Source organism: Streptomyces sp. NPDC000404 (genome assembly GCF_040300365.1).
GTDB classification, from domain to species: Bacteria; Actinomycetota; Actinomycetes; order Streptomycetales; family Streptomycetaceae; genus Streptomyces; species Streptomyces ramulosus.
In genome coordinates this window covers 219,317-244,241 of sequence record NZ_JBEPDN010000013.1, presented here as the reverse complement: position 1 = coordinate 244,241, position 24,925 = coordinate 219,317, and the positions used below count along the sequence as shown (strand labels likewise).

Sequence of the window (24,925 nt, the reverse complement as noted above, 5' to 3'; positions counted from 1 at the left end):
GCCCCGAGCCACGCCAGCGAGGCCCTCGCATGAGTACCCGTAAACACACCGCGCTGCCGAAGGCCCGCACCCTCATCGAGGCGCTGCCCTGGCTGACCCGGCACCACGGCAAGACCGTCGTCATCAAGTTCGGCGGCAACGCCATGGTCGACGAGGACCTGAAGAACGCCTTCGCCCAGGACGTCGTCTTCCTCCGCCACGCCGGACTCCGCCCGGTCGTCGTGCACGGCGGCGGCCCGCAGATCAGCGCGCAGCTCGACCGCCTCGGCCTGGAGTCGGAGTTCAAGGCGGGCCTGCGGGTCACCACGCCCGAGGCGATGGACGTCGTCCGGATGGTGCTCGCCGGAAAGGTGCAGCGCGAACTGGTCGGCCTCCTCAACCGGCACGGCCCGCTCGCCGTCGGCATGACCGGCGAGGACGCCCAGCTGATGACCGCCACCCGGCACTACGCGTCGATCGACGGCGAGCGGGTGGACATCGGCCGGGTAGGCGAGGTCACGGCCATCGACACCGGCGCCGTCCGGGCGCTGCTGGACGACGGCCGCATCCCCGTCATCTCCTCCGTCGCGGCCAGCGGCGACGACGGCGACCACGGCGTCTTCAACGTCAACGCCGACACCGCCGCCGCCGCCCTCGCCGCCGCCCTCGGCGCCGAGACCCTGATGGTCCTCACCGACGTCGAGGGGCTGTACGAGGACTGGCCGAACAGCGACGAGGTCATCTCCCGGCTCACCGCCACCGAACTGGAGGCGCTGCTGCCGGATCTGGCCTCCGGCATGGTCCCCAAGATGCGGGGCTGTCTGCACGCCGTCCGCAACGGCGTGCACACCGCCCGGGTCATCGACGGGCGGGTCCAGCACTCGATCCTGCTGGAGATCTTCACCGACGAGGGCATCGGCACGATGGTCGTGCCGGATCAGGACACCGGGAACGGTACGGACGAGGGGACGGCATGACCGACGCGAGCGGCAACACCGGCTTCCAGCGGCGCTGGCAGGGCGCCATGATGGACAACTTCGGCACCCCGCGCCTGGCGCTGGTCCGCGGCGAGGGCACCACGGTCTGGGACGCCGACGGCGGCGCCTACCTCGACTTCCTCGGCGGCATCGCGGTCAACGCCCTCGGCCACGCCCACCCCGCGGTGGTCCGCGCCGTCACCGACCAGGTCGCCACGCTCGGCCATGTCTCCAACTTCTTCGTCTCCGGGCCGACCGTCACGCTCGCCGAGCGGCTGCTCGCCCTCGCCGGGCGCCCCGGGCGCGTCTACTTCTCCAACTCCGGCGCCGAGGCCAACGAGGCGGCCTTCAAGATCGGCCGCCGCACCGGCCGCACCCACATGGTCTCCACCGCCGGCGGCTTCCACGGCCGGACGATGGGCGCCCTGGCGCTGACCGGCCAGCCCGCCAAGCAGCAGCCGTTCGCCCCGCTGCCCGGCGACGTCGACTACGTCCCGTACGGCGACGTCGAGGCGCTGCGCGCGGCGGTCACCACCGACACCGCGTTCGTGATCCTGGAGCCCGTGCAGGGCGAGAACGGCGTCGTCGTCCCGCCGCCGGGCTACCTCCGCGCCGCCCGGGAGATCACCGCCGCCACCGGCACCCTCCTCGTCCTCGACGAGATCCAGACCGGCATCGGCCGCACCGGCCACTGGTTCGCCGCCCAGGAGGAGGGCGTCGAGGCGGACGTCGTCACGCTGGCCAAGGGGCTGGGCGGCGGGCTGCCGATCGGCGCGACGCTGGCGTTCGGCCCGGCAGCCGAACTGCTGACGCCCGGCTCGCACGGCTCGACGTTCAGCGGCAACCCGGTCGTCTGCGCGGCGGCGCTCGCCGTATTGGACACCATCGAGCGCGACGGTCTGCTCGACCACGTCAAGCGGACCGGGGAGCGGCTGCGCGCCGGGATCGAGGCGCTGGCGCACCCCGCGGTCGCCTCGGTCCGCGGTGCGGGCCTCCTCCTGGGTATCGTCTTGACGGAGCCCCTCGCGCCGCTGGCGCAGCAGGCGGCTCAGGACGCGGGCCTGCTGGTGAACGCGGTCGCGCCGGACGTCATCCGGCTCGCCCCGCCGCTGATCGTCTCCGACGACGACGTGGACACGTTCCTCCGCAAGCTGCCCGGCGTCCTCGACACGGCCCGCGAGGCGGCCGACGGGGAACAACGATCCGGAGACTGACGAAGCGATGATCGACGAGCAGGACAACGAAACACTCGGTGGAGGTCAAGCCGTACCGCAGACCCGTACCGCCCGCCACCGCCGGATCGTGGACATCCTCAACCGGCAGGCGGTCCGCTCACAGAGCCAGCTCGCGAAGCTGCTCGCCGACGACGGACTCTCCGTCACCCAGGCGACGCTCTCCCGCGACCTGGACGAACTGGGCGCGGTGAAGATCCGCAACACCGGCGGTGAGCTGATCTACGCGGTACCCAGCGAGGGCGGCGACCGCACCCCGCGGGCGCCGCTGGGGGAGTCGGCCAAGGAGGAGCGGATGCGCCGTCTCTCCGGGGAGCTGCTGATCTCGGCCGAGGCGTCCGCCAACCTCGTCGTGCTGCGCACCCCGCCGGGCGCCGCGCAGTTCCTCGCCTCCGCCATCGACCAGGCGGAGCTGCACGACATCCTCGGCACCATCGCGGGTGACGACACGCTGATGCTGATCAGCCGCGACCCGGCGGGCGGTCAGGCGCTCGCCGACCATCTGCTGCGGCTGGCGCAGAAGGCACACTGAGCCACCCCGCGACGCGGGCCCGGCCCCGACCATCAGGTCAGGGCCGGGCCCGCGCCGTCGTGCGGGGCGCCCTCACGCACGAAGGGCCCGGGCGCCTGCCCCCACCACGGCGGCGCGCCCGGGCCCTCGTCACACCGGGCCGCTCAGCCGGTGTGCTCCTGGCAGCCGACGCAGCACCGGGCGTACGGCAGGATCTCCAGCCGCTCGGCCGGCACCGGCTCGGCGCACCGCACACAGGTCCCGTAGGTGCCGGCCGCCAGCCGCGCCTCGGCCTGCTCGATCTCCGACAGCACCTGGCGGATCGCCGCGGTCTGCGACGTCAGCAGCGCATCGGTGCTGCCGGGCGGCGCCTCGCCCTCGATGGCCGTGAGCTGCGCCAGCCGGGCGTCACGCTCGTGCACCAGGCGCCGGCGGGCGTCGTCGGCGTCGATCCGTTCGGCGGGGTTCTCGGAGCGGGCCGCATCGGGCGACATCGTGGGCGGTTCCTTTCGCTGCGCCACGGGGGCCGCGGCGGGCGTGCCCCGGCCCGGGTCCGAGACCGGGCCGGGACGCGGCCACCGCGGCCCCCGATACGCCGCCGGCGACGGTGCCGGGGCGGGCGGGTGACGGGACGGCGGGCGGTGGTCACCGCCCGGCCGGGAGCAGCCCGGACCGCCCCCGCGACGGCACACCCGTCCGGCGAACGCGACCCGTCGCTCCCGCATCCCAGCCTGGCCGCGGCGGCGCGCCCCGTACATGGGTGGCACCACCCATCTCGGGGTGCGCCGGCGCTGTATCCCCCGGCCGGGGATGGACCGCGTACCCGATCGACGCGCCCGCGGCGCCCCGGCAGGCTGGGCCCGGCGCCCGACCCGGGCGCCCCCGAGGTCCCGGCGGATGGGAGAGTGAGCCGATCAAGGAGGTGTGGCGCGCGGTGTCGCTGTTCTGGCGGATCTTCGGGCTGAACGCGGTGGTGCTGGGAGCGGCCACCGCGTTGCTGCTGTGGGCGCCGGTGACCGTTTCGGTGCCGGTGGGGCTGACCGAGGCGGTGGTGCTGATCGGCGGTCTCGTCGTCATGCTGGTCGCCAACGCGGCGCTGCTGCGCATCGGCCTCGCCCCGGTCGACCGGCTCACCCAGCGGATGGTCACCGTCGACCTGCTCCGCCCCGGCCACCGGCAGCCCGTCGACGGCCACGGCTCCGTCGCCGTCCTGCTGCGCACCTTCAACGAGATGCTCGACCGGCTGGAGTCCGAACGCGCCGCCAGCTCCGCCCGCGCCCTCTCCGCCCAGGAGTCCGAGCGGCGCCGCATCGCCCGCGAGCTGCACGACGAGGTCGGCCAGAGCATGACCGCGGTGCTCCTGGAGCTGAAACGCGCCGCCGACCGCGCCCCGGAAGAGCTGCGCGGCGACCTCCGGCACGCCCAGGAGACCACCCGGCAGAGCCTGGACGAGGTCCGCCGCATCGCCCGCCGGCTGCGCCCCGGCGTCCTCGACGACCTCGGCCTGACCAGCGCCCTCACCGCCCTGGCCACCGACTACGCCACCCACACCGGGCTCACCGTGCGCTGCCGCTGCGACAGCGGCCCGCCGGATCCGGGCGCCGCCGCCGAGCTGGTGATCTACCGCGTCGCCCAGGAGGCGCTGACCAACACCGCCCGGCACGCCGACGCCCGCACCGTCGACCTGACCCTGCGCCGGGCGCCCGGGGCGGTGGTCCTGGAGGTTCGCGACGACGGCCGCGGCATGGGCCGGGCCCGCGAGGGCGCCGGGATCCGCGGGATGCGCGAGCGCGCCCTGTTCATCGAGGCGGACCTGGACATCGGGCCCGCGCCCGCCGGGGGCCTGAGCGTCCGGCTGACCGTCCCGCTGCCCCGGGAAGAGAGGGGAGCCGCATGATCGACCGCACCGCGCCCGGACCCGTCCGCATCCTGCTCGCCGACGATCACGCCCTCGTGCGGCGCGGCGTCCGGCTGATCCTGGACGGCGAGCCGGACCTGGAGGTCGTCGCCGAGGCGGGCGACGGCGCCGAGGCCCTCGCACTGGCCCGCGAGCACCGCCCCGACCTGGCGGTCCTGGACGTCGCCATGCCCCGGATGACCGGCCTCCAGGCGGCCCGCGAACTCTCCGCGGCCCTGCCCGGTCTGCGGCTGCTGATGCTGACGATGTACGACAACGAGCAGTACTTCTTCGAGGCGCTCAAGGCGGGCGCCGCCGGCTACGTCCTCAAATCCGTCGCCGACCGCGACCTCGTCGAGGCCTGCCGCTCCGCGATGCGCGGCGAACCCTTCCTCTACCCGGGCGCGGTCACCGCCCTGATCCGCCACTACCTCGACCGCGCACGGCAGGGCGAGGGCGTACCGGAGAAGATCCTCACCGCCCGCGAGGAGGAGATCCTCAAGCTCGTCGCCGAGGGCCACTCCTCCAAGGAGATCGCCGCCACCCTCGTCATCAGCGTCAAGACGGTCGAACGCCACCGCGCCAACATGCTGCACAAACTCGGCATGCGCGACCGCCTGGAGCTGACCCGGTACGCGATCCGGGTGGGCCTGATCGAGCCGTAACGGCGCCGGCCACGACAGCGGCGGCGGGACGGGACGGAGCGGACGAGGCGGGCGGGAGAGGGGAGGGAGGGACGGGATGACGCGACGGAACGGACGACGGCCGGACCCGGCCGCCCGAGACCTGCGCGGCCCGGTGCTGCGCACCCTCCTGCTGCTCACCGCCCTGCTCCTCGGCGCGCTCCCGCCGCCGACGGGGGAGCGGGCGGCGCTCCCGCCCCTCCCCGCGACGAGCACCGTCCGGCCGGCGGATGCCGGGTATGCGCCGGGTGCCGTCCCGGCGGGCGCCGCCTCCCGGCCGGGCGCCGCCTCCGGGTCCCGCGCCACCTCCGGGCCGGGCGTCGCTTCCGGGCCCCGCGCCGCTTCCGGGCCGGATGCCGCCTCCGGGCCCCGCGCCACTTCGGCCACGGAAGCCACCACCGAGCCGCACGCCCCCGCCGCTCCCTCCGTCCCCGCCGCCCAGCCCGCGCCCCCGCACCCCGAGGCCCCCCACGCCGCCCGCTTCACCGGTGGGCTGCGGGCCGCCCCTCACGTCCGGTGTCCGGCGCCCGTGCTGCGGGCGGGCCCGGGCGCCGGTCCCGAGCAGACGTACCACCCGCTGTCGGGCACGCCGCCCGCGGCCGTCCTCCCCGTACCGCCGTACACCGGGCCGCGCCCGCCGCGGATCCGGGCCGCCTTCGCGGGCGCGCCCGGTTTCGCCGCGCTTCCGCCGGCTCGCGCCCCGCCCTCCTCCGGCAGCTGACCGACGTCCTGTCGCATTCCACCGCGCCCGGCAACGCCCGGACGCGGTACGCCTGTTGGAGGCACCATGACCCGCGCCACCAGGGTGCGCGCGCTGTTCGCGTTCGCCGTGCTCGCCCTGTCCGCCTATCTCGCCGTGACCCAACCCGTCCGGCTCGGTCTCGATCTGCGCGGCGGTACGCAGCTCGTGCTGGAGACCCGCGACTCCCCGTCGGCCACGGCCGACCGGGACGCCACCGACCGCACGCTGGAGGTGCTGCGCCGCCGGGTGGACGCCCTCGGCGTCGCCGAACCCTCCCTGACCCGCTCCGGCGACCACCGCATCGTCGTCGAACTCCCCGGCGTCCAGGACCCGGCCCACGCCGCCGGCGTCCTCGGCCGCACCGCCCAACTGACCGTCCACCCCGTCCTCGGCACCGCCGCCCCCACCGATCGTCCGGCCACCGGCAAGGAGGGGACCGGCAAGGACGGGCCGGACAAGGCCACCCCGGCCCCCGGCAAGGGCTCCGCGAAGGACTCCGGCCAGGATTCCGCGAAGAATTCCGGCAAGAATTCCGGCAAGGACCCCGGCCCCGTTCTCCCCGACGAGTCCGGTGCCCGGCTGCGGCTCGGCCCGCCCGCGCTCACCGGTGACGGGGTGGAGAACGCCACCGCCCGGTTCGACGCGGAGCGCGGTACGGGCTGGCACATCGCCCTCGACCTGCGCGGTTCGGGGGAGCAGGCCTGGGAGAAGCTCACCGCCGAGGCGGCCTGCGCACCCGCGGGCGATCCGGCCCGCCGCGCCGCCATCGTCCTCGACAACAAGATCATCTCGTCCCCGCAGGTCGACCCGTCCGTCGCCTGCGGCACCGGCATCACCGGCGGCGCCACCCAGATCACCGGCGGCTTCGACCAGGATTCCGCGAAGGAACTCGCCCTCCTGATCAACGGCGGCGCCCTGCCGGTCCCCGTCGAGACCGTCGAGCAGCGCACCGTCGGCCCGACCCTCGGCGCCGCCGCCCTCGACTCCAGCGCCCGCGCGGCGCTCCTCGGCACGGCGCTGACCGCGGTCTTCCTCGCCGTCGTCTACCGCCTCCTCGGCGCCCTCGCCGCCGCCGCGCTGGCCTGCTACGCCCTGATCTCGTACGCCGCGCTGCTCGCCGTCGGCGCGACCCTGACCCTCCCCGGGCTCGCCGGGTTCGTCCTCGCCATCGGCATGGCCGTCGACGCCAACGTCCTGGTCTTCGAGCGGGCCCGCGAGGAGTACGCGGCGGGCGGCCGGACCCGGCGCGGCGCCCCGCGCCGCAGCCCCCGCGCCGCGCTAACCGCCGGATTCCGGCACGCCTTCAGCGCCATCGCCGACTCCAACCTCACCACCCTGCTCGCCGCGGGCCTGCTGTTCGCCTTCGCCTCCGGCCCGGTCCGCGGCTTCGGCGTGACCCTGTGCATCGGCGTCCTCGCCTCCATGGTGAGCGCCCTGCTCATCACCCGCGTCCTGGCCGAACTCACCCTCTCCCGGCAGGCGGTGACCCGCCGCCCGGGCCTGACCGGGCTCGCCCGCCCCGGCCGGGTCCGCACCTGGCTGGAGCGCCGCGCCCCCGACCCGCTGCGCCACCGCCGCCGCTGGCCGCTGCTGGCCGCCCTCGCGCTCGCGCTGGCCGTGACCGGCATCGTCGTCCGCGGTGTCGACTACGGGGTGGAGTTCACCGGCGGCCGGATGATCGAGTACACGACCACCGCGCCCGTGGACGCCGAACGCGCCCGTACCGCCCTGGGCGACGCGGGCTTCCCGCGCGCGGTGGTCCACACCTCGGGCACGAAGGAGCTGACCGTCCGCACCGAGCCGCTGTCCGCCACGGAGGGGAAGCGGGTCACCGAGGTGGTCTCCCGGCTCGGCGGCGGCGCGGAGAAGGTGCGCGACGAGCAGATCGGGCCGAGCCTCGGCTCCGAACTGCGCCGCGGGGCACTGATCGCCCTGGGCGTGGCGCTGGCCGGCCAGATGCTCTACCTGGCGATCCGCTTCCGCTGGACCTTCGCCCTCTCCGCGGTCGCCGCCCTCGCCCATGACGTGGTGGTGCTGGTCGGCGCCTTCGCCTGGCTCGGCAAACCGGTCGACGGCGTCTTCCTCGCCGCGCTGCTGACCGTCGTCGGCTACTCCGTCAACGACTCCGTCGTGGTCTTCGACCGGGTCCGCGAACTGTGGGCCGCCGACCGCGCCGCACCGTTCCGTAAGGTCGCGGGCCGGGCGCTGCTGCAGACCGTGCCGCGGACGGTGAACACCGGCATCGGCGCGGTCTTCATCCTCGCCGCGCTGGCCGTCCTGGCCGGTGACACGCTGACCGACTTCGCGGTGGCGCTGCTCATCGGCATCGGCGTCGGTACGTACTCGTCGATGTTCACGGCGCTGCCGCTGGCCATCGCGCTGGAGGCGGCGAGCGGCGCCCCGCCGCCGCAGCCGGCCCGCCCGCGCGGCGCCCGCACCCGCCGCCCGGCGGGCGAGCGGCCGCGCCACGACACGGGCGCCCGCGTCTGACCCGGAGGGCGGTGGCCCGGCCCGCGCGGCCGGACCACCGCCCACCCCGGTGCGCGCACACGGAAAAACCCGCCGACCTGGAGATTTCTCTCCGGCCGACGGGCCTTCGCACCGTCGGGACGACAGGATTTGAACCTGCGACCCCTTGACCCCCAGGAGTAATGGGCGACCGAAGTCCAACTCTCCGTGATCACGGAAACCGGGAGAGGGAGGTCCGGACGGACTCTGGACCTCCCTCTCCGGGAACGCTGCACCATGCGGCGTTGGTCGGACTCAAGGCCCGCGATCGCCGCACCGCGGGGACGGTTCACACAGCATGCCTGGCCGAATCTGGCCGGAGAACATGCAGCGACTCTTTCTTGACCAAGCGCCCGATGATATTCCTTGCCCCGCTGTTCCGTGTTGATCACTGCGGGACGTGGCCCACCGGGGGGAATGCGTGCTGGACGATGGCGACGCTGCGGCGAATCGTGACAAGGCTGCCAAGCTCAGGCTGTCCGGAGCCGGGCTGCACTTCCCGTCCTTGCCGAGCCCCAAGAAGCAGGTCTTCGCCTACGATCCCAACGAGTTCGAAGAGTTCGTCGAGGAATGGGTTCCAGCCCTTAATACCCGCTACGCGCGCGTGGAACGGCACGGCGGCACCGGAGATCACGGAGTGGACGTCGCCGCCTACCTCACGCCTCAGGCCATGGAAGGTGAATGGCACAACTACCAGTGCAAGCACTATGGCGACGCTCTTACCTGGTCGAAGGCCGCACCTGAGATCAGGAAGCTCTTCGCCTCAGTTGTGCAGAAGCGCTACACACTGCCGAGCCGGTACATCTTTGCCGCGCCGATCATCGGTCGCAGCCTGGTGAAGCAGTTCGCCAGGCCCTCTGACACACGGGCGAGGTTCCTGGAAGAACTCACCTCCACCAAGGACACCGCCATCACCTCGCTCAGCTCTGCCGAGCGCGAGAGCGTCGCCAGTCTGGCGCAGAGCACCGACTTCTCCATGTTCGAACCGGTCGCCATGGACGAGATGCTTGAGCTGCACAAGACCACCCGGCACTGGGCCGACCGGTTCGCCCAGCCGCTGCCACCTCGCCCGCAGATCATGAACCCGCCAGCGGAGCACACACCCCTTGAGGCGCGGTACATCCAGAAACTACTCGACGCCTACCGCGAGGAATGGGGCGAAGGGACCAACACGCTGGAGCGCGTCGCCGAAAACGAGGACGCCCAAGATCACCTCAACCGTCAGCGTGAAGCCTTCTACAGCGCCGAATCCCTGCGCGTGTTCGCCCGTGATGCCACTCCCGAGGGCCACTTCGAAGCCGTTCTCGACGACATCCACGCGATCGTTGTTGAGGTAGCGCGCGGCCGGCACCCCAGCGCCCTTGAGCGACTCCAAGCCGTCCTCGTCACAGCTGGTCAGGTGGTGCTCACCGAGACAATCCTCGCCAAGCAAGTGAGACCTCTCGACCGTAAAGGGGTATGTCACCACCTGGCGAATGACGATCGGCTCACCTGGCGCCAAGGAGGTAAGGCATGAACCCGCTCAACAGTCCGCTGGAGGTCGGTGTGCGTGCCCTGGCTCTGCTGGCCGAGAGTCACCCCGAACCCATGGACCTCGCCCAGCTTGTCCTGCTCGACTACGCCCTTCTCCACAGCGCGGAATTCGACGGCCCGCCGAGCTTGCACCCCGACCTGCCTGCGCGCACCGGAGAGCTTGGCATGAAGCGTCGGGTCCTTGAGCAGGGCCTGCTCGTACTGATCCGTGCCGGGCTGGCCGGGATCGAAGCACAGCAACAGGGCCTGATGTACCGGGCCACAGAGCGGGGGCCGGCGTTCATCGACATCCTCGAAACCCCTTATGTAGACCGCCTGCGCGATCGCGCCGAGTGGGTCGTGCACGAATACGCGCCCCAGGTCGAGGTGGACGCCGTCACACGCGACCTCATCAATCGTCCCGCCGACACACTGCTGCCGCACGAGGTCTACCGTGACTGACCTGAGACTGCTCCACCTCACCTACGCCGGATCAGCAAAGCCCCCCGCGCAAGTTGTCTTCGACAACGACATGACGGTCATCTACGGGGCCTCCGACACTGGCAAGTCGTTCATTGTCGATTCCATCGCCTACATGCTCGGCAACAGCAGCCTGACCCTTATCCCCGAAGCCGAGGGCTACAGTCAGATCCTTCTCGGGCTGCGTCTGCGGGATGGCAGCCCTGTCACTCTCGTGCGTCGGCCCGATAGCAACGCCGTACAGGCGCACTTCGCCGATCTCCGAGACCTGGTGACCCGTCCCGCGGATCGTCACCTGACAGCCACCCACACCGCGCGCAGCACCCGCAGCCTGTCCATGTTCTTGTTAGGTGAGCTCGGCCTAGGCGATGTACGCATCCGCAAGAACGAAGCGGGCGGGACGCGCGATCTGATGCTTGCCGACCTTGCACACCTATCGGTTGTCACGGAAACGCGCATGGTCGACCCGCTCTCCCCGGCCCTGACCTCTCACGCCAATTCGATCAAGACACCTGCTGCTTCGGTGATGAAGTTTCTTCTCACTGGCGAGGGTGACCCCGTCGTCGACACGGGACCGAACCAAGGCCAGCGCCGGGTCCACAAAGGGAAGATCAATCTTCTGGACCAGATCGTCCTCGACCTCACGGGCAAGCTCACAACCCAGGAGAACGAGACGCAGCTGCGCGAGCGGCTGACACGGATCCAGACCACGATTGACACACAGTCCCAGTCCCTGAGGTTGATCGCTGACCGGCACATGAATGCGGTTTCCAGTCGTATGCAAACATCCCAGAAACTGGCCGCACTGGAGAACCGTCTGGCCGAAGTTACCGACCTCCTCACCCGATTCAGGCTCCTCGAGCAGCAGTACCGCTCCGACCTGGAGCGCTTGGAAACGGTCAGCGAAGCCGGCAGTCTCTTGGGCTTCTTCCGTATGGGAACCTGCGTCTTCTGTGGTGCCGAACCCGAGCACCAACACCCCGACCACAGCGCCGAGGAGACCACGCAGCTCCACGAGGCCGTCCATGCGGAGATGAGCAAGACCACCAGTCTGCTTACTGACCTTCTTCCCACGATCGCGCAGCTGGACGCTGAGCTGGCCACCCTGCGCATGCACCACGAATCCGGCAGGGCACAGGCTGTTGACCTCGACACACAGATCGAATCAGCCGAAGGCCAGTTGGGGCCCCTGCGAGGGCACATGGAAGATCTTCTTGCCGCCCGATCCACGGTGGAGCGAGAACTGGAATTGCATTCTCGTATCAGCGAACTCGAGCACCGACGCTCTGCCCTCGACTGCGAAGGCGTGGGCGCCACCAATCGCCCGGTCGAGCACATCCCCGCACGCGTGGTGAACGCCTTTGACAGCGCTCTTAGGGACACCCTCGCCGCCTGGAAGGTGCCCGCTGTCGACTTCGCCGAGTACGACCAGTACACCGTCGACATCCGTGCCGGTAGCCGGCCCCGCGCGGGGCGAGGCAAGGGGGTGCGCTCCGTGCTGCACTCGGCGTTCACCACCGCTCTTGCCCGCTACTGCCACGACCACGAGCTCACGCACCCTGGCTTCGTTGTACTCGACTCCCCAGTTGTCACCTACCGAGAGCCCGTAGGTGAGGACGTCGACATCACCGGACAGGTCGTCGACCACTTTTACCGCGACATGGCCACGTTTCCTGGCCAGGCTGTCGTCATCGAGAACGGAGACCCCCCGGACGACGTCCTGTCCCACGTCACCGCCTACCGCTTCACCGGCTCGACCGAAGGCCGCCGCGGCTTCTTCCCCACCAGCGTCGCATGCTCGCCGAAAGCACCCAGGTAAAACAGATTCTCGAGAATCCAATACCTGAGATGCCTCTGCCCGATCCCGCAAGGGCACGGGTAGAGGCGGAAGCCCTCTGGCTGCCGAAACCGTATTTAACGGGCTCGCCCGCTGCCCGGGAGGCATTTCCTGGCCAGTGCCGTCGCAAGCCGCGTCTACCGCCGTGTTGTGGCTCCAGGGAGCTCTATTGCCACCAGATCGATATGAACTGTGTTCATTTGTTCACTGACAGTGAATGCGGGATCTGGATCTTCGCCGTCGATGTTCCCGTCCCGAGCCACCGCCGGACGGCGGGGCGTGGGGTGGTTCGCCAATCAGCGCTCGACCGAAAAGGTCCTGCGGCGGTTCCTCGAGGGTGAGGCCGACAGGTTCGCGCAGACCCGAACCGGACGGTCGCCGCTTACCTGGCGGCCCGACGGGCGGAAAGCGCTCATGCTGAAACCAGCCATCATGGCCTGGTACTGCGACTGCGTCCGCCATGACCGCGTCCCCAGCATTCAGTGGCCTCAAGCGCAACAGCTCGCCCGCCGCCACGTCTCGGTCTTTGTCGCCAGCCGGGTCGTCGCCGCCCACTGGCGTGCATCACCCACTCCAGCGCATTTGGCGACGCGGCGGCCAGCCCAGCCTCCCCGCACTCCGGTTTCTCTTGGCCCTTCGCTGGCTGTCATCGCTGGAGCGACGAATCTGGACTGTATAGGAGGTGGCCTGCTTCCTCGCCCACTGCGACCAGGTCGACCTCGAGGCGACCGATCTGATCAAGGTCTTCAGTGGCGCTGGCATGGCAAGGTCGACCGCCCACCCCGCGCGCACACGAAAAAACCCGCCGACCTGGAGATTTCTCTCCGGCCGACGGGCCTTCGCACCGTCGGGACGACAGGATTTGAACCTGCGACCCCTTGACCCCCAGTCAAGTGCGCTACCAAGCTGCGCCACGTCCCGGTGCATGTACCGACCGGAAGTGCTCCGGTCGGGGCGTGCAGAAGAAAAGTACCCTGTCCGGTGCCCGGAGACCAAAAGCGGGGTCCCGAAGCGCTCTCCGGCGGCGTCCCGGCGCCCTGCGTGAGGCCCCCGGACCGGGCCCCGGCGTCCGCACCGGCGGATCGGCGCGCGGCGTGTTTCGATGAGGTATGGCCACAAAATCTTCCGGGCGGAAGTCCGCCGACGGCCTGCGCGTCCGCCGCGTCTACGAGACGCCGGAGCCGTCCGACGGCGCGCGGGTGCTGGTCGACCGGCTCTGGCCGCGGGGGCTCTCCAAGGAGGACGCGCAGCTCACCGAGTGGTGCAAGCGCGTCGCGCCCTCGACGGACCTGCGCCACTGGTACCGGCACGAACCCGAGCGGTTCGCGGAGTTCGCCGATCGCTACCGCGAGGAGCTGGCGCGGGACGCGGACGCGGGCGAGGCGCTGCACCATCTGCGCGAGCTGGCCGCCGAGGGCCCCATGACTCTGCTGACCGCCACGAAGGACCTCCCGCACGGCCATGTGCAGATCCTGCTGGAGGAGCTGCGCTCCGCCGGCTGACGCTCCGCGGCGCACCCGGGGCCCGGCGCCCCGCCACCCCTCCACATTGACGAATCATGCAGTCCACTGCATAATTATGCTCACCAGCGTAGGGATCGCGCAGAGCGAGCCGGGGCCGCGCGCCTCGTGCCCGCCCGCTCCGGCGGCCCGTCGCGGATGTGGCCGGGCGCGACCTCGTCCGGCCCGGCTCGTTACCCACTCGACCTTCGTACGACGGCCGTCCGCCCGCCCCGCGCGGGCGGACGGTGGTACCTCACCACCCTTCGAGGAGCAGCAGTGAGCAGCAACAGCGGTGACGTCCGGCTCTGGGGCGGACGGTTCGCCGACGGTCCCGCCGAGGCGCTGGCCCTCCTGTCCGCATCCGTCCACTTCGACTGGCGGCTGGCCCCCTACGACATCGCCGGCTCGCGCGCCCACGCCCGCGTGCTGCACAAGGCGGGACTGCTCACCGCCGACGAGCTGAAGCGCATGATCGCCGGACTCGACCAGCTGGAGGCGGACGTCGCCGACGGCTCGTTCACCGGCACCGTCGCCGACGAGGACGTTCACACCGCCCTGGAGCGCGGACTGCTGGAGCGGCTCGGTCCCGACCTCGGCGGCAAGCTGCGCGCCGGGCGCTCCCGCAACGACCAGGTCGCCACGCTCTTCCGGATGTACCTGCGCGACCACGCCCGGATCATCGGCGGGCTGCTCGCCGACCTCCAGGAGGCGCTGGTCGGCCTCGCCGAGGCGCACCCGGACGTCGCCATGCCGGGCCGCACCCACCTCCAGCACGCCCAGCCGGTGCTCTTCGCCCACCACGTGCTGGCCCACGTCCAGTCGCTGTCACGGGACGCCGAGCGGCTGCGGCAGTGGGACGAGCGGACCGCCGTCTCGCCGTACGGCTCCGGCGCGCTGGCGGGCTCCTCGCTCGGCCTCGACCCGGAGGCGGTCGCCGCCGACCTCGGCTTCGAGCGCGGCAGCGCCGGGAACTCCATCGACGGCACCGCCTCGCGGGACTTCGTCGCGGAGTTCGCGTTCATCACCGCGATGATCGGCGTCAACCTCTCCCGGATCGCCGAGGAGATCATCCTGTGGAACACGAAGGAGTTCTCCTTCGTCACCCTCCACGACGCCTTCTCCACCGGCTCGTCGATCATGCCGCAGAAGAAGAACCCGGACATCGCGGAGCTGGCGCGTGGCAAGTCCGGCCGGCTGATCGGCAACCTCACCGGGCTGCTGGCGACGCTCAAGGCGCTGCCGCTCGCGTACAACCGCGACCTCCAGGAGGACAAGGAGCCGGTCTTCGACTCCTGCGACCAGCTGGAGATCCTGCTTCCGGCGTTCACCGGCATGATGGCGACGCTCACCGTCAACCGCGAGCGGATGGCGGAGCTGGCGCCGGCGGGCTTCTCGCTCGCCACCGACATCGCCGAGTGGCTGGTCAAGCAGGGCGTGCCGTTCCGGGTGGCGCACGAGGTCGCCGGCGAGTGCGTGAAGGTCGCCGAGGCCGAGGGCAAGGAGCTGGACGAGCTGACGGACGAGCAGTTCGCGAAGATCTCCGCCGAGCTGACCCCCGAGGTCCGCACCGTCCTCAACGTCCCCGGCGCGCTCGCCTCCCGCAACGGCCGCGGCGGCACCGCCCCGTCCGCCGTCGCCGTCCAGCTCGCCGAGGTCAAGTCCGACCTCACCGTCCAGCAGCAGTGGGCCGCGGCCAAGCGCTGACCCTTCACCCGTACGTGTCGGCGGCGGCCCTTCCTGCGGGGAGGGCCGCCGACGCCGTTTCCGTGGGAAGGGGCGGCCGCGCGAGATACACAACGCCTGAATGAGACAATCACGTCTCATTCGGCTAAGGTGCGTCTCATGGCTGTGGACCGTTCCCATGTACTCACCGCCGCCGCGGCGCTGCTCGCGCGGCGGCCCACGTCCTCCATGGACGAGATCGCCCGCGCCGCCGGAATCGGCCGCGCCACGCTGCACCGCCACTTCGCCGGGCGCGACGCGCTAATCCGCGCGCTGGAGGAGCTGGGCATCGAGCAGCTCACCCGCGCCCTGGACGCCGCCCGGCTCGACGAGGACGACGCACCGGCCGCGCTCCGGCGGCTCGTCGCCGAGACCGAACAGGTCGCCGGCGTCCTCGCCTTCCTCTTCACCGAGAACCAGCTCTTCGAGGGCGCGGAGATCAACGAGGGCTGGGCCCGCCTGGACGCCCGGATCCACGCACTGTTCCGCCGCGGTCAGGAGGAGGGCGACTTCCGTATCGACCTCGGCGCGGCCTGGCTGACCGAGGCGCTCTACGGCCTGGTCGGCGCCGGTGCCTGGGCGGTTCACGACGGCCGGGTGGCCCGCAACGACTTCACCCACTCGATCGCCGAGCTGCTGCTCGGCGGCGCACGACGGAGCATGGAGAAATGACCGAGAGCGCACCGGTGGGCGCCGGTTCCGCCCATGAGGACCACCCCCGCCCGGGACGCTGGCTGGCGCTCACCGTCCTCGTGCTCGCGGTGCTGCTGGTCGGCGTCGACGCCACCGTCCTGGGGCTGGCCACCCCCTACCTCAGCGAGGACCTCCAGCCGTCCGGCACCCAACTGCTGTGGATCGGCGACATCTACTCGTTCGTCATCGCCGGTCTGCTGGTCTCGATGGGCAGCCTCGGCGACCGCATCGGCCGCAAACGGCTGCTGCTCATCGGCTCCGTGGCGTTCGGCGCGATGTCGGCGCTGTGCGCGTACGCGACCAGCCCGGAGATGATGATCGCGGCGCGGGCGCTGCTCGGCGTGGCCGGGGCGACGCTGATGCCGGCCACCCTCGCCCTGATCCGCAACCTCTTCCACGACCCCAGGGAGCGCAGCCTGGCGGTCGGTATCTGGGGCGCGATGGCCTCGGCGGGCACCGCCGTCGGCCCGGTCCTCGGCGGCTTCCTACTGGGCCACTTCTGGTGGGGCTCGGTCTTTTTGATCAACCTTCCCGTGATGGCGCTCCTCGTGGTCGTCGGCGCCCGGGTCATCCCCGAGTCGCGCAACCCCGAGCCGGGCCCGTGGGACCTGCCCAGCGTCGCGCTCTCCCTCGTCGGCATCGTCGCCGTGGTCTACGCGATCAAGGAGGCGGCGGTGGTCGGCTTCCGCTGGGACATCGCGGTGGCCGCGGTCGTCGGCGTCGCCGCGCTGGTGGTGTTCGTCCGCCGTCAGTACCGGCTCGACTCGCCGCTGCTGAACATGAAGCTCTTCCACCACCGGGGCTTCTCCGGCGCGGTCCTCGCCGATCTGCTGACCATCCTCGGCCTGTCCGGACTGGTCTTCTTCCTCTCGCAGTTCCTCCAGATGGTGCAGCTGCGGCCGCCGCTCAACGCCGGACTCGTCGAACTGCCCGCGGCGGTCGGCGCGGTGGGCGCGGGCCTGGCCGCGGGATATGTCGCCCGGCGGCTCTCCGTCCGCGTCGTGGTGGCGGGCGGGCTCGCCGTCGTGGGCCTCGCGCTCGCCGGGTGCACCGCCCTGCACGCCGACACCTCCACCCTCGCGCTGACCGTGATCCTCTTCGTCGTCGGCGTCGGCGCCGGGTTCGCCTTCACCGTCACCGCCGACGTCATCCTCTCCAGCGTCCCCAAGGAGGAGGCGGGTGCCGCCTCCGCGGTCTCCGAGACGGCCTACGAACTGGGCGCCGCGCTCGGCATCGCCCTGCTCGGCTCCATCGTGACCGGCATCTACCGCGGCTTCCCCGACCCGGCGGGCGTGCCGGGCGCCGCGTCCGCCGCGGCCCATGAGTCGCTGGGCGGCGCGGTGGAGGCGGCGCGGACGCTGCCGCCGGCGCAGTCCGACGCGCTGCTGCACTCCGCGCAGGACGCCTTCGTCGAGGGCCTGGACGTCGCGGCGGGCATCGGCGCCGCGCTGCTGCTGACCGCCTCGGTCGTCGCATGGTTCCTGCTGCGCGGCCAGAAGCTCGGCGACAACCCGGAGGAACCGGCCGCCGGCGGGCAGCGGGGCACGGGCGCGACGGCATAGCACGGGGCCGTACGGGCTCGCTGCCCGTACGGCCCGCCTCGGGCCCGCGCGGGTGGCTCCGTGGCCTGGATACGGGTCTGCGACCGTGCGGCGTTCGCCTCGGGCCCGCGCGGGTGGCGCACGGACCGGCAGCTGTCAGGGAGGCTTCCTGACAGCTGCCGGTCCGTTCCCGGGTCCGGGCACCTTTCAGGAAGGCTTCCTGAACCGTCCGGCCCGCCCGTCCTGTGCCCCCGTAGCCATCAGGAAGCCTTCCTGACCGCTGCCCGCCCCACCGCCTCCGCGTCCCCCGCGTCCGTACCTGCCCGGCCGTCCGGTTTGGGTGCGGATGGGGGACGCGGGGCGGGGCGGGGGCGTGTCGGCGCCGGGGCGTCGGCGGGGTGGCAACCATGATCAACATGGCGCGCCGGGCGTTCCGGCGGCCGACGGGCCGATGTCCGCCGCCCGTTCACGTCCGCGTCGCGTGGCGGAGATCGGGCGGCCCGCCCTGCCCGCTTGACTCTCCGTCCGTTCCCTTCCGCCCGGGACTCCCAGGAGAGTGACGCAGTGCGCGAGATCGGACGACGTTCCTTCCTCACCGCTGCCGGGGCGCTGGCCACCACCGGCGCCCTCGGCACCCCCACCTACGCCACCGGCCACGCCCGTGACGCGGCCACCGCCACCGAGTACGTCGACGTCCAACTCCTCAACATCACCGACCTGCACGGCTATCTCCAGGGCGCGCCCGGCGGAAACTCCGTCATCACCGGCGCGGGCGGCCGCAGATACACCGTCGGCGGCGTCCCCTACATGGCCGCGCACCTCAACGCGCTGCGCGCCGGACACGCCAACTCCGTCTTCTTCGCCCCCGGAGACCTCTTCTCCGGCTGGGAGTTCGACGTCGCGGCCTTCGCCGACGAGCCCACCGTCGAGGCGCTCAACGCCATGGGCCTGGACTTCGCGTCCGCCGGCAACCACGAGTTCGACAAGTCGGCGCGGTACCTCACCACCCACATGGTGGGCGGCCAGCCCTTCCCCGTCGTCGACCGCGACGACGCCTTCAAGGACTCCACCGGCAAACGCTTCAAGGGCGCCAACTTCCCCTACTACAGCGCCAACGTCACCTACGGCGCCAACGGGAAGACCGTGCTCGCGCCGTACAACGTCGTGCACGTCGACGCGGGCGGCGGCCGCACCCTGCCGATCGGCTTCATCCACCTCACCGCCATCGGCACCGAGGCGTTCCCCGGCTCCTACCAGCCCGGGCTGCGCACCCTCGACGAGCTGGAGACCGCCAACCGCTGCGCCGCCGAACTCAAGGCCCAAGGCGTCCGCGCCATCGTCCTGAGCATGCACGACGGCGCCGTCGCCGGCTCCGACTTCAACAGCGGCACCAACCCCTCGGGCCCCGCCTACGAACTCGCCCTGCGCGTCTCCTCCGACATCGACGCCATCGTCACCGGCCACTGGCACTGCGCCTTCTCCATGATGCTGCCGGACCCGTCGGGCCGGCCCCGCCCGTTCGTCGAGGCGGGCTGCTACGGCCAGCTGATCAACGAAATCACCCTGCGCCTCGACCCCGCCACCGGCGAGGTCGTCCGCGAGCTGACCACCACGACCAACCACCCCAACACCCGCGACATCACCCCCGATCCCGTCCTCCGCGAGATCGCCGACTACTGGGCCGGATACGCCGACCGCCGCGCCACCGCCCCGCTCGCCACCCAGACCGCGTCCTTCACCCGCACCCGCAAGGACACCGGCGAGAGCACCATGGGCAACCTCGTCGCCGACTGGGCGCTGTGGGCCGGACGCCAGCCCCTCGACCCGATGGCCGACCCGGGCGGCCCCGCCAACACCCCCGCCGACCTCGCCCTGATCGTCGTCGCGCCCCGCCAGGGCCAGTCCGTCATCGCCGCCGACCTGGTGCACGACGCGGAGAGCGGCGGCACCGTCACCTTCGGCGCCGCCTGGAACGCCGTCGGCTTCGGCGACCCCGTCATGACCGTCACCGTCACCGGGCGCCAACTCCACGACGCGCTGGAGGAGCAGTGGGCGCCGGTCCCCGGCGGCGGCCTCGGCTTCGCCCCGCTCGCCGTCTCCGGCAACGTCCGCTACACCTTCGACGCCACCGGCCCGGCCGGCAAACGCGTCGACCCCGCCGAGGTGTTCATCGACGGCGAGCCGCTCGACGAGAAGCGCACCTACCGCCTCGCCGCGCCCTCGTACACCCTCATCAACCAGGACGGCTTCAGCGCCTTCCTCGGCTTCACCGAACCGGTGCGCCACACCCGCGACTTCGAGAGCTTCATCGCCTTCGTCCGGCAGACGAAGAAGCTGTCCCCGGCGGCGACCGACCGGGTCCGGGTGAAGAACGCCACCGCGCCCGGCGCCCGCACCGGCACCGTCACGGAGCAGCCCCGCCCGCTCCTGTACGACGGCACCGCCGTGCCCCGCCCCGAGGCGGCCCTGATCAGCGCCCGCGGCAGGGGCCGGCGCGCCGCCGGCGGCTTCCGCATTCCCTGCTGAGCGCGCACACGACGACGGGCCGCACCCCCGGAGGGATGCGGCCCGTCGTGCGGCGTGCGGTCAGGCGGCGCGCGCCTTGGTGGCGTACACGTCCACGTACTCCTGGCCGGACAGCTCCATCACGTCGCTCATCACCTCGTCGGTGACGGCCCGCAGGACGTAGCGGTCGCGGTCCATGCCGTCGTAGCGGGAGAACTCCAGCGGCTCACCGAAGCGGACCGTCACCTTCGCGATGCGCGGCACGCCCTTGCCGCCGGGCTGCACCTTGTCCGTGCCGATCATCGCGAACGGGACGACAGGCGCGCCGGTCATCAGCGTCAGCCGGGCGATGCCGGTGCGGCCGCGGTAGAGACGGCCGTCGGGGGAGCGGGTGCCCTCCGGGTAGATGCCGAACGCGTGGCCCTCCTCCAGGACGCGGCGGCCGGTCATCAGCGCCGCGACCCCGCCGCGCCCGCCGTCGCGGTCCACCGGGATCATCCCGGAGCTGCGGAAGAACCACGCCATCAGCCGGCCCTTGAGCCCCTTGCCGGTGACGTAGGAGTCCTTGCCGATGAAGTACACCGGCCGCTTGACGACCAGGCTGAGGAAGAGCGAGTCGATGAACGTGACGTGATTGCCGGCCAGGATGACCGGGCCGGTCTCCGGGATGCGCTCCACGCCCTCGACCGTGGGGCGGTACAGGACACGCATGACGAATCCGAGAATCGCCTTCAGCACAATGCGGGACAACGGGCCCTCCGGGCGTGACGGGTCGGCGGTGGCGGGTGGGTGTACGGAACGCTGCGGCTCAGGACGATACTCGCGGGTCACCTGTGGTCGCACACCGGGTTCATCCGGTCGCTGCACGCAGTCGGGCGTGTCTTCCTCCCGTCGGTGTCATGTTCTCCACAAAACCCCCTGCCGTCTCCCCGAACTCCCTCGTTCGTGCATACGATCGACCGGCCGTCCGGTCCGTACCCGCGGTCCGGCGCGGCAGATCAGACGACCCAAGAGCAAGGAGCGGGGATGCACCAGGGCCAGCAGCCGGGACGGCGCAAGATACTGGGGGCCGCGGCCCTCGGCGCGGGCGCGGTGGTGTTCGGCGCCGCCGGGCAGGCCGCGGCGGCGGACCGCCCCGGCGCGGCGGCGAGCGGCCACGGCGGCCACGGCGGCGTGGGCGGCGAACTGCCCGTCCCGCTGATCGTCGGCCACCGCGGCGCCAGCGGCTACCGCCCCGAGCACACCCTCGGCTCCTACCAACTCGCCCTGGACATGGGCGCCGACGTCATCGAGCAGGACCTCGTCCCCACCAAGGACGGCCACCTCGTCTGCCGCCACGAGAACGACATCACGGCGACCACCGACGTCTCCGCGCACCCCGAGTTCGCCGGCCGCAAGACCACCAAGACCGTCGACGGCGTGAAGCTCACCGGCTGGTTCACCGAGGACTTCACGCTCGCCGAGCTGAAGACCCTCCGCGCCACGGAGCGCATCCCGCAGACCCGCCAGCACAACACGCTCTACGACGGCGTGTGGGAGGTGCCCACCTTCGACGAGGTGCTGCGCTGGGCCGACCGCGAGGGCCGCCGCCGGGGCCGCCGCGTCTGGCTGCACATCGAGACCAAGCACCCCACCTACTTCCGCAAGCTGGGCCTGGGCCTGGAGGAGCGGCTGGCGAAGGCGCTGCGCGCCTACGGGCGCCACCGCCGCACCTCCGCGAACTTCCTCCAGTCGTTCGAGCCGAGCAGCATCCAGCGGCTGGGCAAGCTGGGCCTCGAGTGCCCCAAGGTCGTCCTGCTGGACGCGCCCGACACCCGGCCGGCGGACTTCGTCGAGGCCGGCGACCCGCGGACCGTGGCCGACCTCATCGAGCCCAAGGGCCTGCGCTGGATCGCGGGCTTCGCCCAGGGCATCGGCCCGGCGCTGGACCAGATCATCCCCCGGGACGCGTCCGGCAAGTCCGGCGCGCCGACCTCGCTGGTCAAGGACGCGCACGCGGCCGGTCTGGTGCTGCACCCCTACACCGGGCGCAACGAGAACACCTTCCTGCCGACCGACTACCGCCGCGGCACCGACCCCAACGCCTACGGCGACGCCCGCGGTTACTTCCGCGCCTGCCTGGCGACCGGCCTGGACGGCATGTTCTCCGACAACCCGGACACCGCGCTGCTGGTGGCCGAGGAGTTCCGCAAGGCCTGATCCGCACGGCCTGACCGGACGGCCCGATCCGGTCGGCGCCGCGCGGACCGGCCGCCGCCCGCCCCGTCACCCCGGGGCGGGCGGCGTCGGGAATGTCACAGCGGGGCGCCGGTCCGTTCCGGTGGCGGCGGCGGGCCCGCAGAATGCGAGGGCCTGCCGTCACCCTCCCGTCGCGAGGCGGGCGGGAGCGTGCCGACGGGCCTCGGCGGCGTGATTGCCGCCGGTGCATTCCGGGGAGCCCTGGAGAACACCGGCGGCGGCCACGCCGGGAGCGGCGGTGCCTGCCGGGCGCCGCCGGTCAGGGCCATCGTTCCGGGAGCCGCCACCACCCTCATGGCGCCCGGACACCGCGAACCGAAAAGGGGAGGACAACGCGCATGGGCACCAGCGTGACCATCTCGGCGGCGACCGACCAGGACGCCGAGCAGATCCTCAAACTCCAGTACCTCTGCTACCAGCCCGAAGCGGCGCTCCACGACGACTACGGCATCGAACCGCTCACCCAGACCCTCGCCGGGCTCCGCGAGGAACTCGCCACCGGCTGCGTGGTGGTCGCCCGCCTCGGCGACGAGGTCGTCGGCTCGGCCCGCGGCACCGTCGACGCCGACGGCACCGCCCGGATCGGCAAGCTCATCGTCCACCCCCGGCTGCAACGGCACGGGCTCGGCGGCCGGTTGCTGGCCGCCGTCGAGGCGCGGCTGAGCGCCGAACGCGCCGCCACCCGCTACCGCCTCCACGCCGCCCGCCGCGGCGACGGCGGTCTGCGCCTCTACCGCAGCCACGGCTACGCACCCGTCCCCGCCGAGGAGAGCGGCCACCGCCTGGGCCGCATCACGCTGGAGAAGCCGGCGACGGCACAGGCGTACGCCACCGGAGCCTGACCGGACGCCGCGGGGCCGTACCGATCGGGCCCCGCGGCACGGCCGCACCCGCAGGCGTCAGGCCGTACGGGAGCGCCGCAGCCAGAGCAGACCGGTGACCGGCAGGATGACCGGGATGAAGAGATAGCCCATGCCGTAGTCCGACCAGACCGTGGCGTCGGGGAAGGCGGACGGGTCGGCCAGCGTCCAGGTGCCGATGCCGAGGACGCCCAGCAGCTCCAGCGCACAGCACACCAGCGCCACCAGGCGGGCGCCCTCACCGCCGCGCACCAGCGAGAAGGTGATGAAGCCGTAGACCACCGCGGAGACCGCGGAGAGCGTGTAGGCCAGCGGCGCCACATGGAACTGCGCGATCAGCTGGTACAGCGAGCGGGACGCGGCGGCCACGGTGAAGATGCCGTAGAGCGCCACCAGCAGCCGCCCGGGGCCGGTGCCCAGCGAGCGGCGGCCGTCCGCGGCGGCGGTGTCCGGTGCGTCGGTCTTCGCGGTCTCAGCCATTGCCGCCTCCCCAGATGTCGAACAGCCTGACCTCCAGCACCGCCAGCACCACGGCGCCCGCCGCGACGGTGGCCGAGCCCCAGCGGGTGCGCTCCGACAGCGACATGAAGCCGGTGCCCGGCACGCACGCCGCCGCGCCGATCAGATAGGCGAGGAAGAGCGCGGTGCCCTTGTCGGGGGCGTGTCCGGCCGCCAACTGCACGATGCCGACGACGAGTTGCACGATCCCGAGGAGGGAGACGACGGCCATGCCGATGAAGTGCCAGTCCTTCGTCGGCTCGTCGCGGTACGCGGCGAAGCCGCACCAGGCGGCCAGGGCGAGGGCGGTCGCACCGACCGCGATCGTCAGGGCGTCGATCACCGGGACCTCCGCGCGGCACGGCGGCTCACCGTGGGGTTGTGGGGCATGAGGCGATGCTAATCGGCCCGTACCGGACGATCGCGCGCGGGCCCGGCCCGGCGGGGGAGCGGCTGCGACCGGCCCGCCCGCCCGCGCTCGCGGGCCGCGCCCCGCCGCGCGCCCGCCCCGCCCGCCGTGGCGTTGGCCACACGGCCCGGGTCCGCACGGGGCGGCCGGGGTGCCCGCCCGGCTCCGTACGCGCACGTTCGCGCAGGCCGCGCGGGCGGGGAGCGGCGGGCGGGGCGGGCGCGCCCGGCCGGGGAGCCGTCCACGCTCCGACATTCGCCGTCCGCTATTCGGACGCGCTGGCTCGACTTGGACGCTTGTCTGGTTTACTTGCCGCCATGACCACGACGAGCAGCCGCACCCCTGCGACCGAGGCGATGACGACGCCCGGTGCTCGTTGCATGTGTCGAATGTGTGACCGCTGAGGGCCCCCGCCTGAGCCTCGCGCCCCGAAGCGAGACCTGCTGCCATGAGCCGAGAGCGTCCGCCCCCGCGGACCCGGCCACCCCGCGTCACCGGAACCCGAAGCCCGCTCTTCGGCGTCTTTCAGGTCCCCGGTTTCCCATGCCGCGAAAGAATGCCCCGTGTCCGGCGGGCGAGCCGCCGGGCACTCGACAGTG

Annotated in this window: 21 protein-coding genes and 1 tRNA gene; 17 read left to right on the top strand and 5 right to left on the bottom strand. The window is 72.2% G+C overall.

Annotation, left to right across the window (positions count from 1 at the left end):
* Nucleotides 1–29 precede the first annotated feature (29 nt).
* From argB to ABT345_RS25345, 3 genes are read left to right on the top strand one after another with little or no spacing between them, the layout of a single operon-like run.
* Nucleotides 30–956 carry an acetylglutamate kinase gene (gene argB / locus ABT345_RS25355; RefSeq protein WP_345092078.1) on the top strand — a complete coding sequence of 309 codons (927 nt, stop codon included), beginning with the start codon at nt 30–32 and terminating at the stop codon, nt 954–956.
* Nucleotides 953–2,170: an acetylornithine transaminase gene (locus ABT345_RS25350; protein ID WP_345092075.1), complete on the top strand. Its 1,218-nt coding sequence runs from the start codon at nt 953–955 to the stop codon at nt 2,168–2,170. Before argB ends, ABT345_RS25350 begins: the two co-directional genes overlap by 4 nt.
* 7 nt (nt 2,171–2,177) lie before the next feature.
* Nucleotides 2,178–2,720: an arginine repressor gene (locus tag ABT345_RS25345; RefSeq protein WP_345092072.1), complete on the top strand. Its 543-nt coding sequence runs from the start codon at nt 2,178–2,180 to the stop codon at nt 2,718–2,720.
* A 143-nt stretch (nt 2,721–2,863) separates the two neighbouring features.
* Here the strand turns inward: ABT345_RS25345 and ABT345_RS25340 are convergent, their stop codons facing one another.
* Nucleotides 2,864–3,193, bottom strand: coding sequence for a TraR/DksA family transcriptional regulator (locus tag ABT345_RS25340; RefSeq protein WP_345092069.1), 330 nt, complete (start codon nt 3,191–3,193; stop codon nt 2,864–2,866).
* Between the two features lie 440 nt (nt 3,194–3,633).
* Between ABT345_RS25340 and ABT345_RS25335 the strand changes: the two genes are divergently transcribed.
* From ABT345_RS25335 to ABT345_RS25305, 7 genes are all read left to right on the top strand, one after another.
* Entirely contained in the window at nt 3,634–4,596 is a 963-nt protein-coding gene (locus ABT345_RS25335) for a HAMP domain-containing sensor histidine kinase (RefSeq protein WP_345092066.1), read from the top strand.
* Entirely contained in the window at nt 4,593–5,261 is a 669-nt protein-coding gene (locus tag ABT345_RS25330) for a response regulator (RefSeq protein ID WP_345092063.1), read from the top strand. Before ABT345_RS25335 ends, ABT345_RS25330 begins: the two co-directional genes overlap by 4 nt.
* Nucleotides 5,262–5,337: 76 nt before the next feature.
* Nucleotides 5,338–6,000 carry a hypothetical protein gene (locus ABT345_RS25325; protein WP_345092060.1) on the top strand — a complete coding sequence of 221 codons (663 nt, stop codon included), beginning with the start codon at nt 5,338–5,340 and terminating at the stop codon, nt 5,998–6,000.
* Between the two features lie 66 nt (nt 6,001–6,066).
* Nucleotides 6,067–8,511, top strand: a complete 2,445-nt coding sequence (gene secD / locus ABT345_RS25320; RefSeq protein ID WP_345092058.1) for a protein translocase subunit SecD — start codon at nt 6,067–6,069, stop codon at nt 8,509–8,511.
* Nucleotides 8,512–8,950: 439 nt separating this feature from the next.
* On the top strand, nt 8,951–10,045 hold the full coding sequence (locus tag ABT345_RS25315; protein ID WP_345092056.1) for an ABC-three component system protein: 1,095 nt from the start codon (nt 8,951–8,953) through the stop codon (nt 10,043–10,045).
* Entirely contained in the window at nt 10,042–10,503 is a 462-nt protein-coding gene (locus ABT345_RS25310) for an ABC-three component system middle component 2 (protein ID WP_345092053.1), read from the top strand. Before ABT345_RS25315 ends, ABT345_RS25310 begins: the two co-directional genes overlap by 4 nt.
* Nucleotides 10,496–12,340, top strand: a complete 1,845-nt coding sequence (locus ABT345_RS25305; RefSeq protein WP_345092050.1) for a hypothetical protein — start codon at nt 10,496–10,498, stop codon at nt 12,338–12,340. The genes ABT345_RS25310 and ABT345_RS25305 overlap by 8 nt, the downstream gene beginning before the upstream one ends.
* A gap of 865 nt (nt 12,341–13,205) precedes the next feature.
* Here the strand turns inward: ABT345_RS25305 and ABT345_RS25300 are convergent.
* Nucleotides 13,206–13,279 (bottom strand) — tRNA-Pro (locus ABT345_RS25300).
* A gap of 188 nt (nt 13,280–13,467) precedes the next feature.
* On the opposite strand from ABT345_RS25300, the gene ABT345_RS25295 reads away from it, so the two are divergent.
* The 5 genes from ABT345_RS25295 to ABT345_RS25275 all read left to right on the top strand — a co-directional run bounded on the left by ABT345_RS25295 (nt 13,468) and on the right by ABT345_RS25275 (nt 20,342).
* Nucleotides 13,468–13,860 carry a DUF488 domain-containing protein gene (locus ABT345_RS25295; protein WP_345092047.1) on the top strand — a complete coding sequence of 131 codons (393 nt, stop codon included), beginning with the start codon at nt 13,468–13,470 and terminating at the stop codon, nt 13,858–13,860.
* Nucleotides 13,861–14,136: 276 nt separating this feature from the next.
* On the top strand, nt 14,137–15,564 hold the full coding sequence (gene argH / locus ABT345_RS25290; RefSeq protein ID WP_345092044.1) for an argininosuccinate lyase: 1,428 nt from the start codon (nt 14,137–14,139) through the stop codon (nt 15,562–15,564).
* Between the two features lie 138 nt (nt 15,565–15,702).
* Nucleotides 15,703–16,254 carry a TetR/AcrR family transcriptional regulator gene (locus ABT345_RS25285; RefSeq protein WP_345092041.1) on the top strand — a complete coding sequence of 184 codons (552 nt, stop codon included), beginning with the start codon at nt 15,703–15,705 and terminating at the stop codon, nt 16,252–16,254.
* Nucleotides 16,251–17,837, top strand: a complete 1,587-nt coding sequence (locus ABT345_RS25280) for an MFS transporter (protein ID WP_345092038.1) — start codon at nt 16,251–16,253, stop codon at nt 17,835–17,837. Before ABT345_RS25285 ends, ABT345_RS25280 begins: the two co-directional genes overlap by 4 nt.
* 543 nt (nt 17,838–18,380) lie before the next feature.
* Complete coding sequence (locus ABT345_RS25275; protein WP_345092035.1) at nt 18,381–20,342, top strand: bifunctional metallophosphatase/5'-nucleotidase; 1,962 nt, start codon at nt 18,381–18,383, stop codon at nt 20,340–20,342.
* Nucleotides 20,343–20,402: 60 nt separating this feature from the next.
* On the opposite strand, the gene ABT345_RS25270 is transcribed toward ABT345_RS25275, so the two are convergent.
* Nucleotides 20,403–21,071 carry a lysophospholipid acyltransferase family protein gene (locus tag ABT345_RS25270; protein ID WP_345092032.1) on the bottom strand — a complete coding sequence of 223 codons (669 nt, stop codon included), beginning with the start codon at nt 21,069–21,071 and terminating at the stop codon, nt 20,403–20,405.
* Between the two features lie 276 nt (nt 21,072–21,347).
* On the opposite strand from ABT345_RS25270, the gene ABT345_RS25265 reads away from it, so the two are divergent.
* Both ABT345_RS25265 and ABT345_RS25260 read left to right on the top strand, forming a co-directional pair.
* Nucleotides 21,348–22,520 carry a glycerophosphodiester phosphodiesterase gene (locus tag ABT345_RS25265; RefSeq protein WP_345092029.1) on the top strand — a complete coding sequence of 391 codons (1,173 nt, stop codon included), beginning with the start codon at nt 21,348–21,350 and terminating at the stop codon, nt 22,518–22,520.
* Between the two features lie 377 nt (nt 22,521–22,897).
* Nucleotides 22,898–23,401 carry a GNAT family N-acetyltransferase gene (locus ABT345_RS25260; protein WP_345092026.1) on the top strand — a complete coding sequence of 168 codons (504 nt, stop codon included), beginning with the start codon at nt 22,898–22,900 and terminating at the stop codon, nt 23,399–23,401.
* Nucleotides 23,402–23,458: 57 nt separating this feature from the next.
* Here the strand turns inward: ABT345_RS25260 and ABT345_RS25255 are convergent, their stop codons facing one another.
* Together ABT345_RS25255 and ABT345_RS25250 are read right to left on the bottom strand one after the other, a co-directional pair.
* Nucleotides 23,459–23,899 carry a hypothetical protein gene (locus tag ABT345_RS25255; protein WP_345092024.1) on the bottom strand — a complete coding sequence of 147 codons (441 nt, stop codon included), beginning with the start codon at nt 23,897–23,899 and terminating at the stop codon, nt 23,459–23,461.
* Nucleotides 23,892–24,260, bottom strand: coding sequence for a hypothetical protein (locus ABT345_RS25250; RefSeq protein ID WP_345092021.1), 369 nt, complete (start codon nt 24,258–24,260; stop codon nt 23,892–23,894). The genes ABT345_RS25255 and ABT345_RS25250 overlap by 8 nt, the downstream gene beginning before the upstream one ends.
* Between the last annotated feature and the right edge of the window lie 665 nt (nt 24,261–24,925).

Coding starts and splice junctions, on each gene's coding strand:
- secD (WP_345092058.1), top strand. CDS start 6,067: ATGACCCGCGCCACCAGGGTGCGCGCGCTGTTCGCGTTCGCCGTGCTC.
- ABT345_RS25350 (WP_345092075.1), top strand. CDS start 953: ATGACCGACGCGAGCGGCAACACCGGCTTCCAGCGGCGCTGGCAGGGC.
- ABT345_RS25325 (WP_345092060.1), top strand. CDS start 5,338: ATGACGCGACGGAACGGACGACGGCCGGACCCGGCCGCCCGAGACCTG.
- ABT345_RS25310 (WP_345092053.1), top strand. CDS start 10,042: ATGAACCCGCTCAACAGTCCGCTGGAGGTCGGTGTGCGTGCCCTGGCT.
- ABT345_RS25295 (WP_345092047.1), top strand. CDS start 13,468: ATGGCCACAAAATCTTCCGGGCGGAAGTCCGCCGACGGCCTGCGCGTC.
- ABT345_RS25280 (WP_345092038.1), top strand. CDS start 16,251: ATGACCGAGAGCGCACCGGTGGGCGCCGGTTCCGCCCATGAGGACCAC.
- ABT345_RS25265 (WP_345092029.1), top strand. CDS start 21,348: ATGCACCAGGGCCAGCAGCCGGGACGGCGCAAGATACTGGGGGCCGCG.
- ABT345_RS25255 (WP_345092024.1), bottom strand. CDS start 23,899: ATGGCTGAGACCGCGAAGACCGACGCACCGGACACCGCCGCCGCGGAC.
- ABT345_RS25345 (WP_345092072.1), top strand. CDS start 2,178: ATGATCGACGAGCAGGACAACGAAACACTCGGTGGAGGTCAAGCCGTA.
- ABT345_RS25330 (WP_345092063.1), top strand. CDS start 4,593: ATGATCGACCGCACCGCGCCCGGACCCGTCCGCATCCTGCTCGCCGAC.
- ABT345_RS25285 (WP_345092041.1), top strand. CDS start 15,703: ATGGCTGTGGACCGTTCCCATGTACTCACCGCCGCCGCGGCGCTGCTC.
- ABT345_RS25260 (WP_345092026.1), top strand. CDS start 22,898: ATGGGCACCAGCGTGACCATCTCGGCGGCGACCGACCAGGACGCCGAG.
- ABT345_RS25340 (WP_345092069.1), bottom strand. CDS start 3,193: ATGTCGCCCGATGCGGCCCGCTCCGAGAACCCCGCCGAACGGATCGAC.
- argB (WP_345092078.1), top strand. CDS start 30: ATGAGTACCCGTAAACACACCGCGCTGCCGAAGGCCCGCACCCTCATC.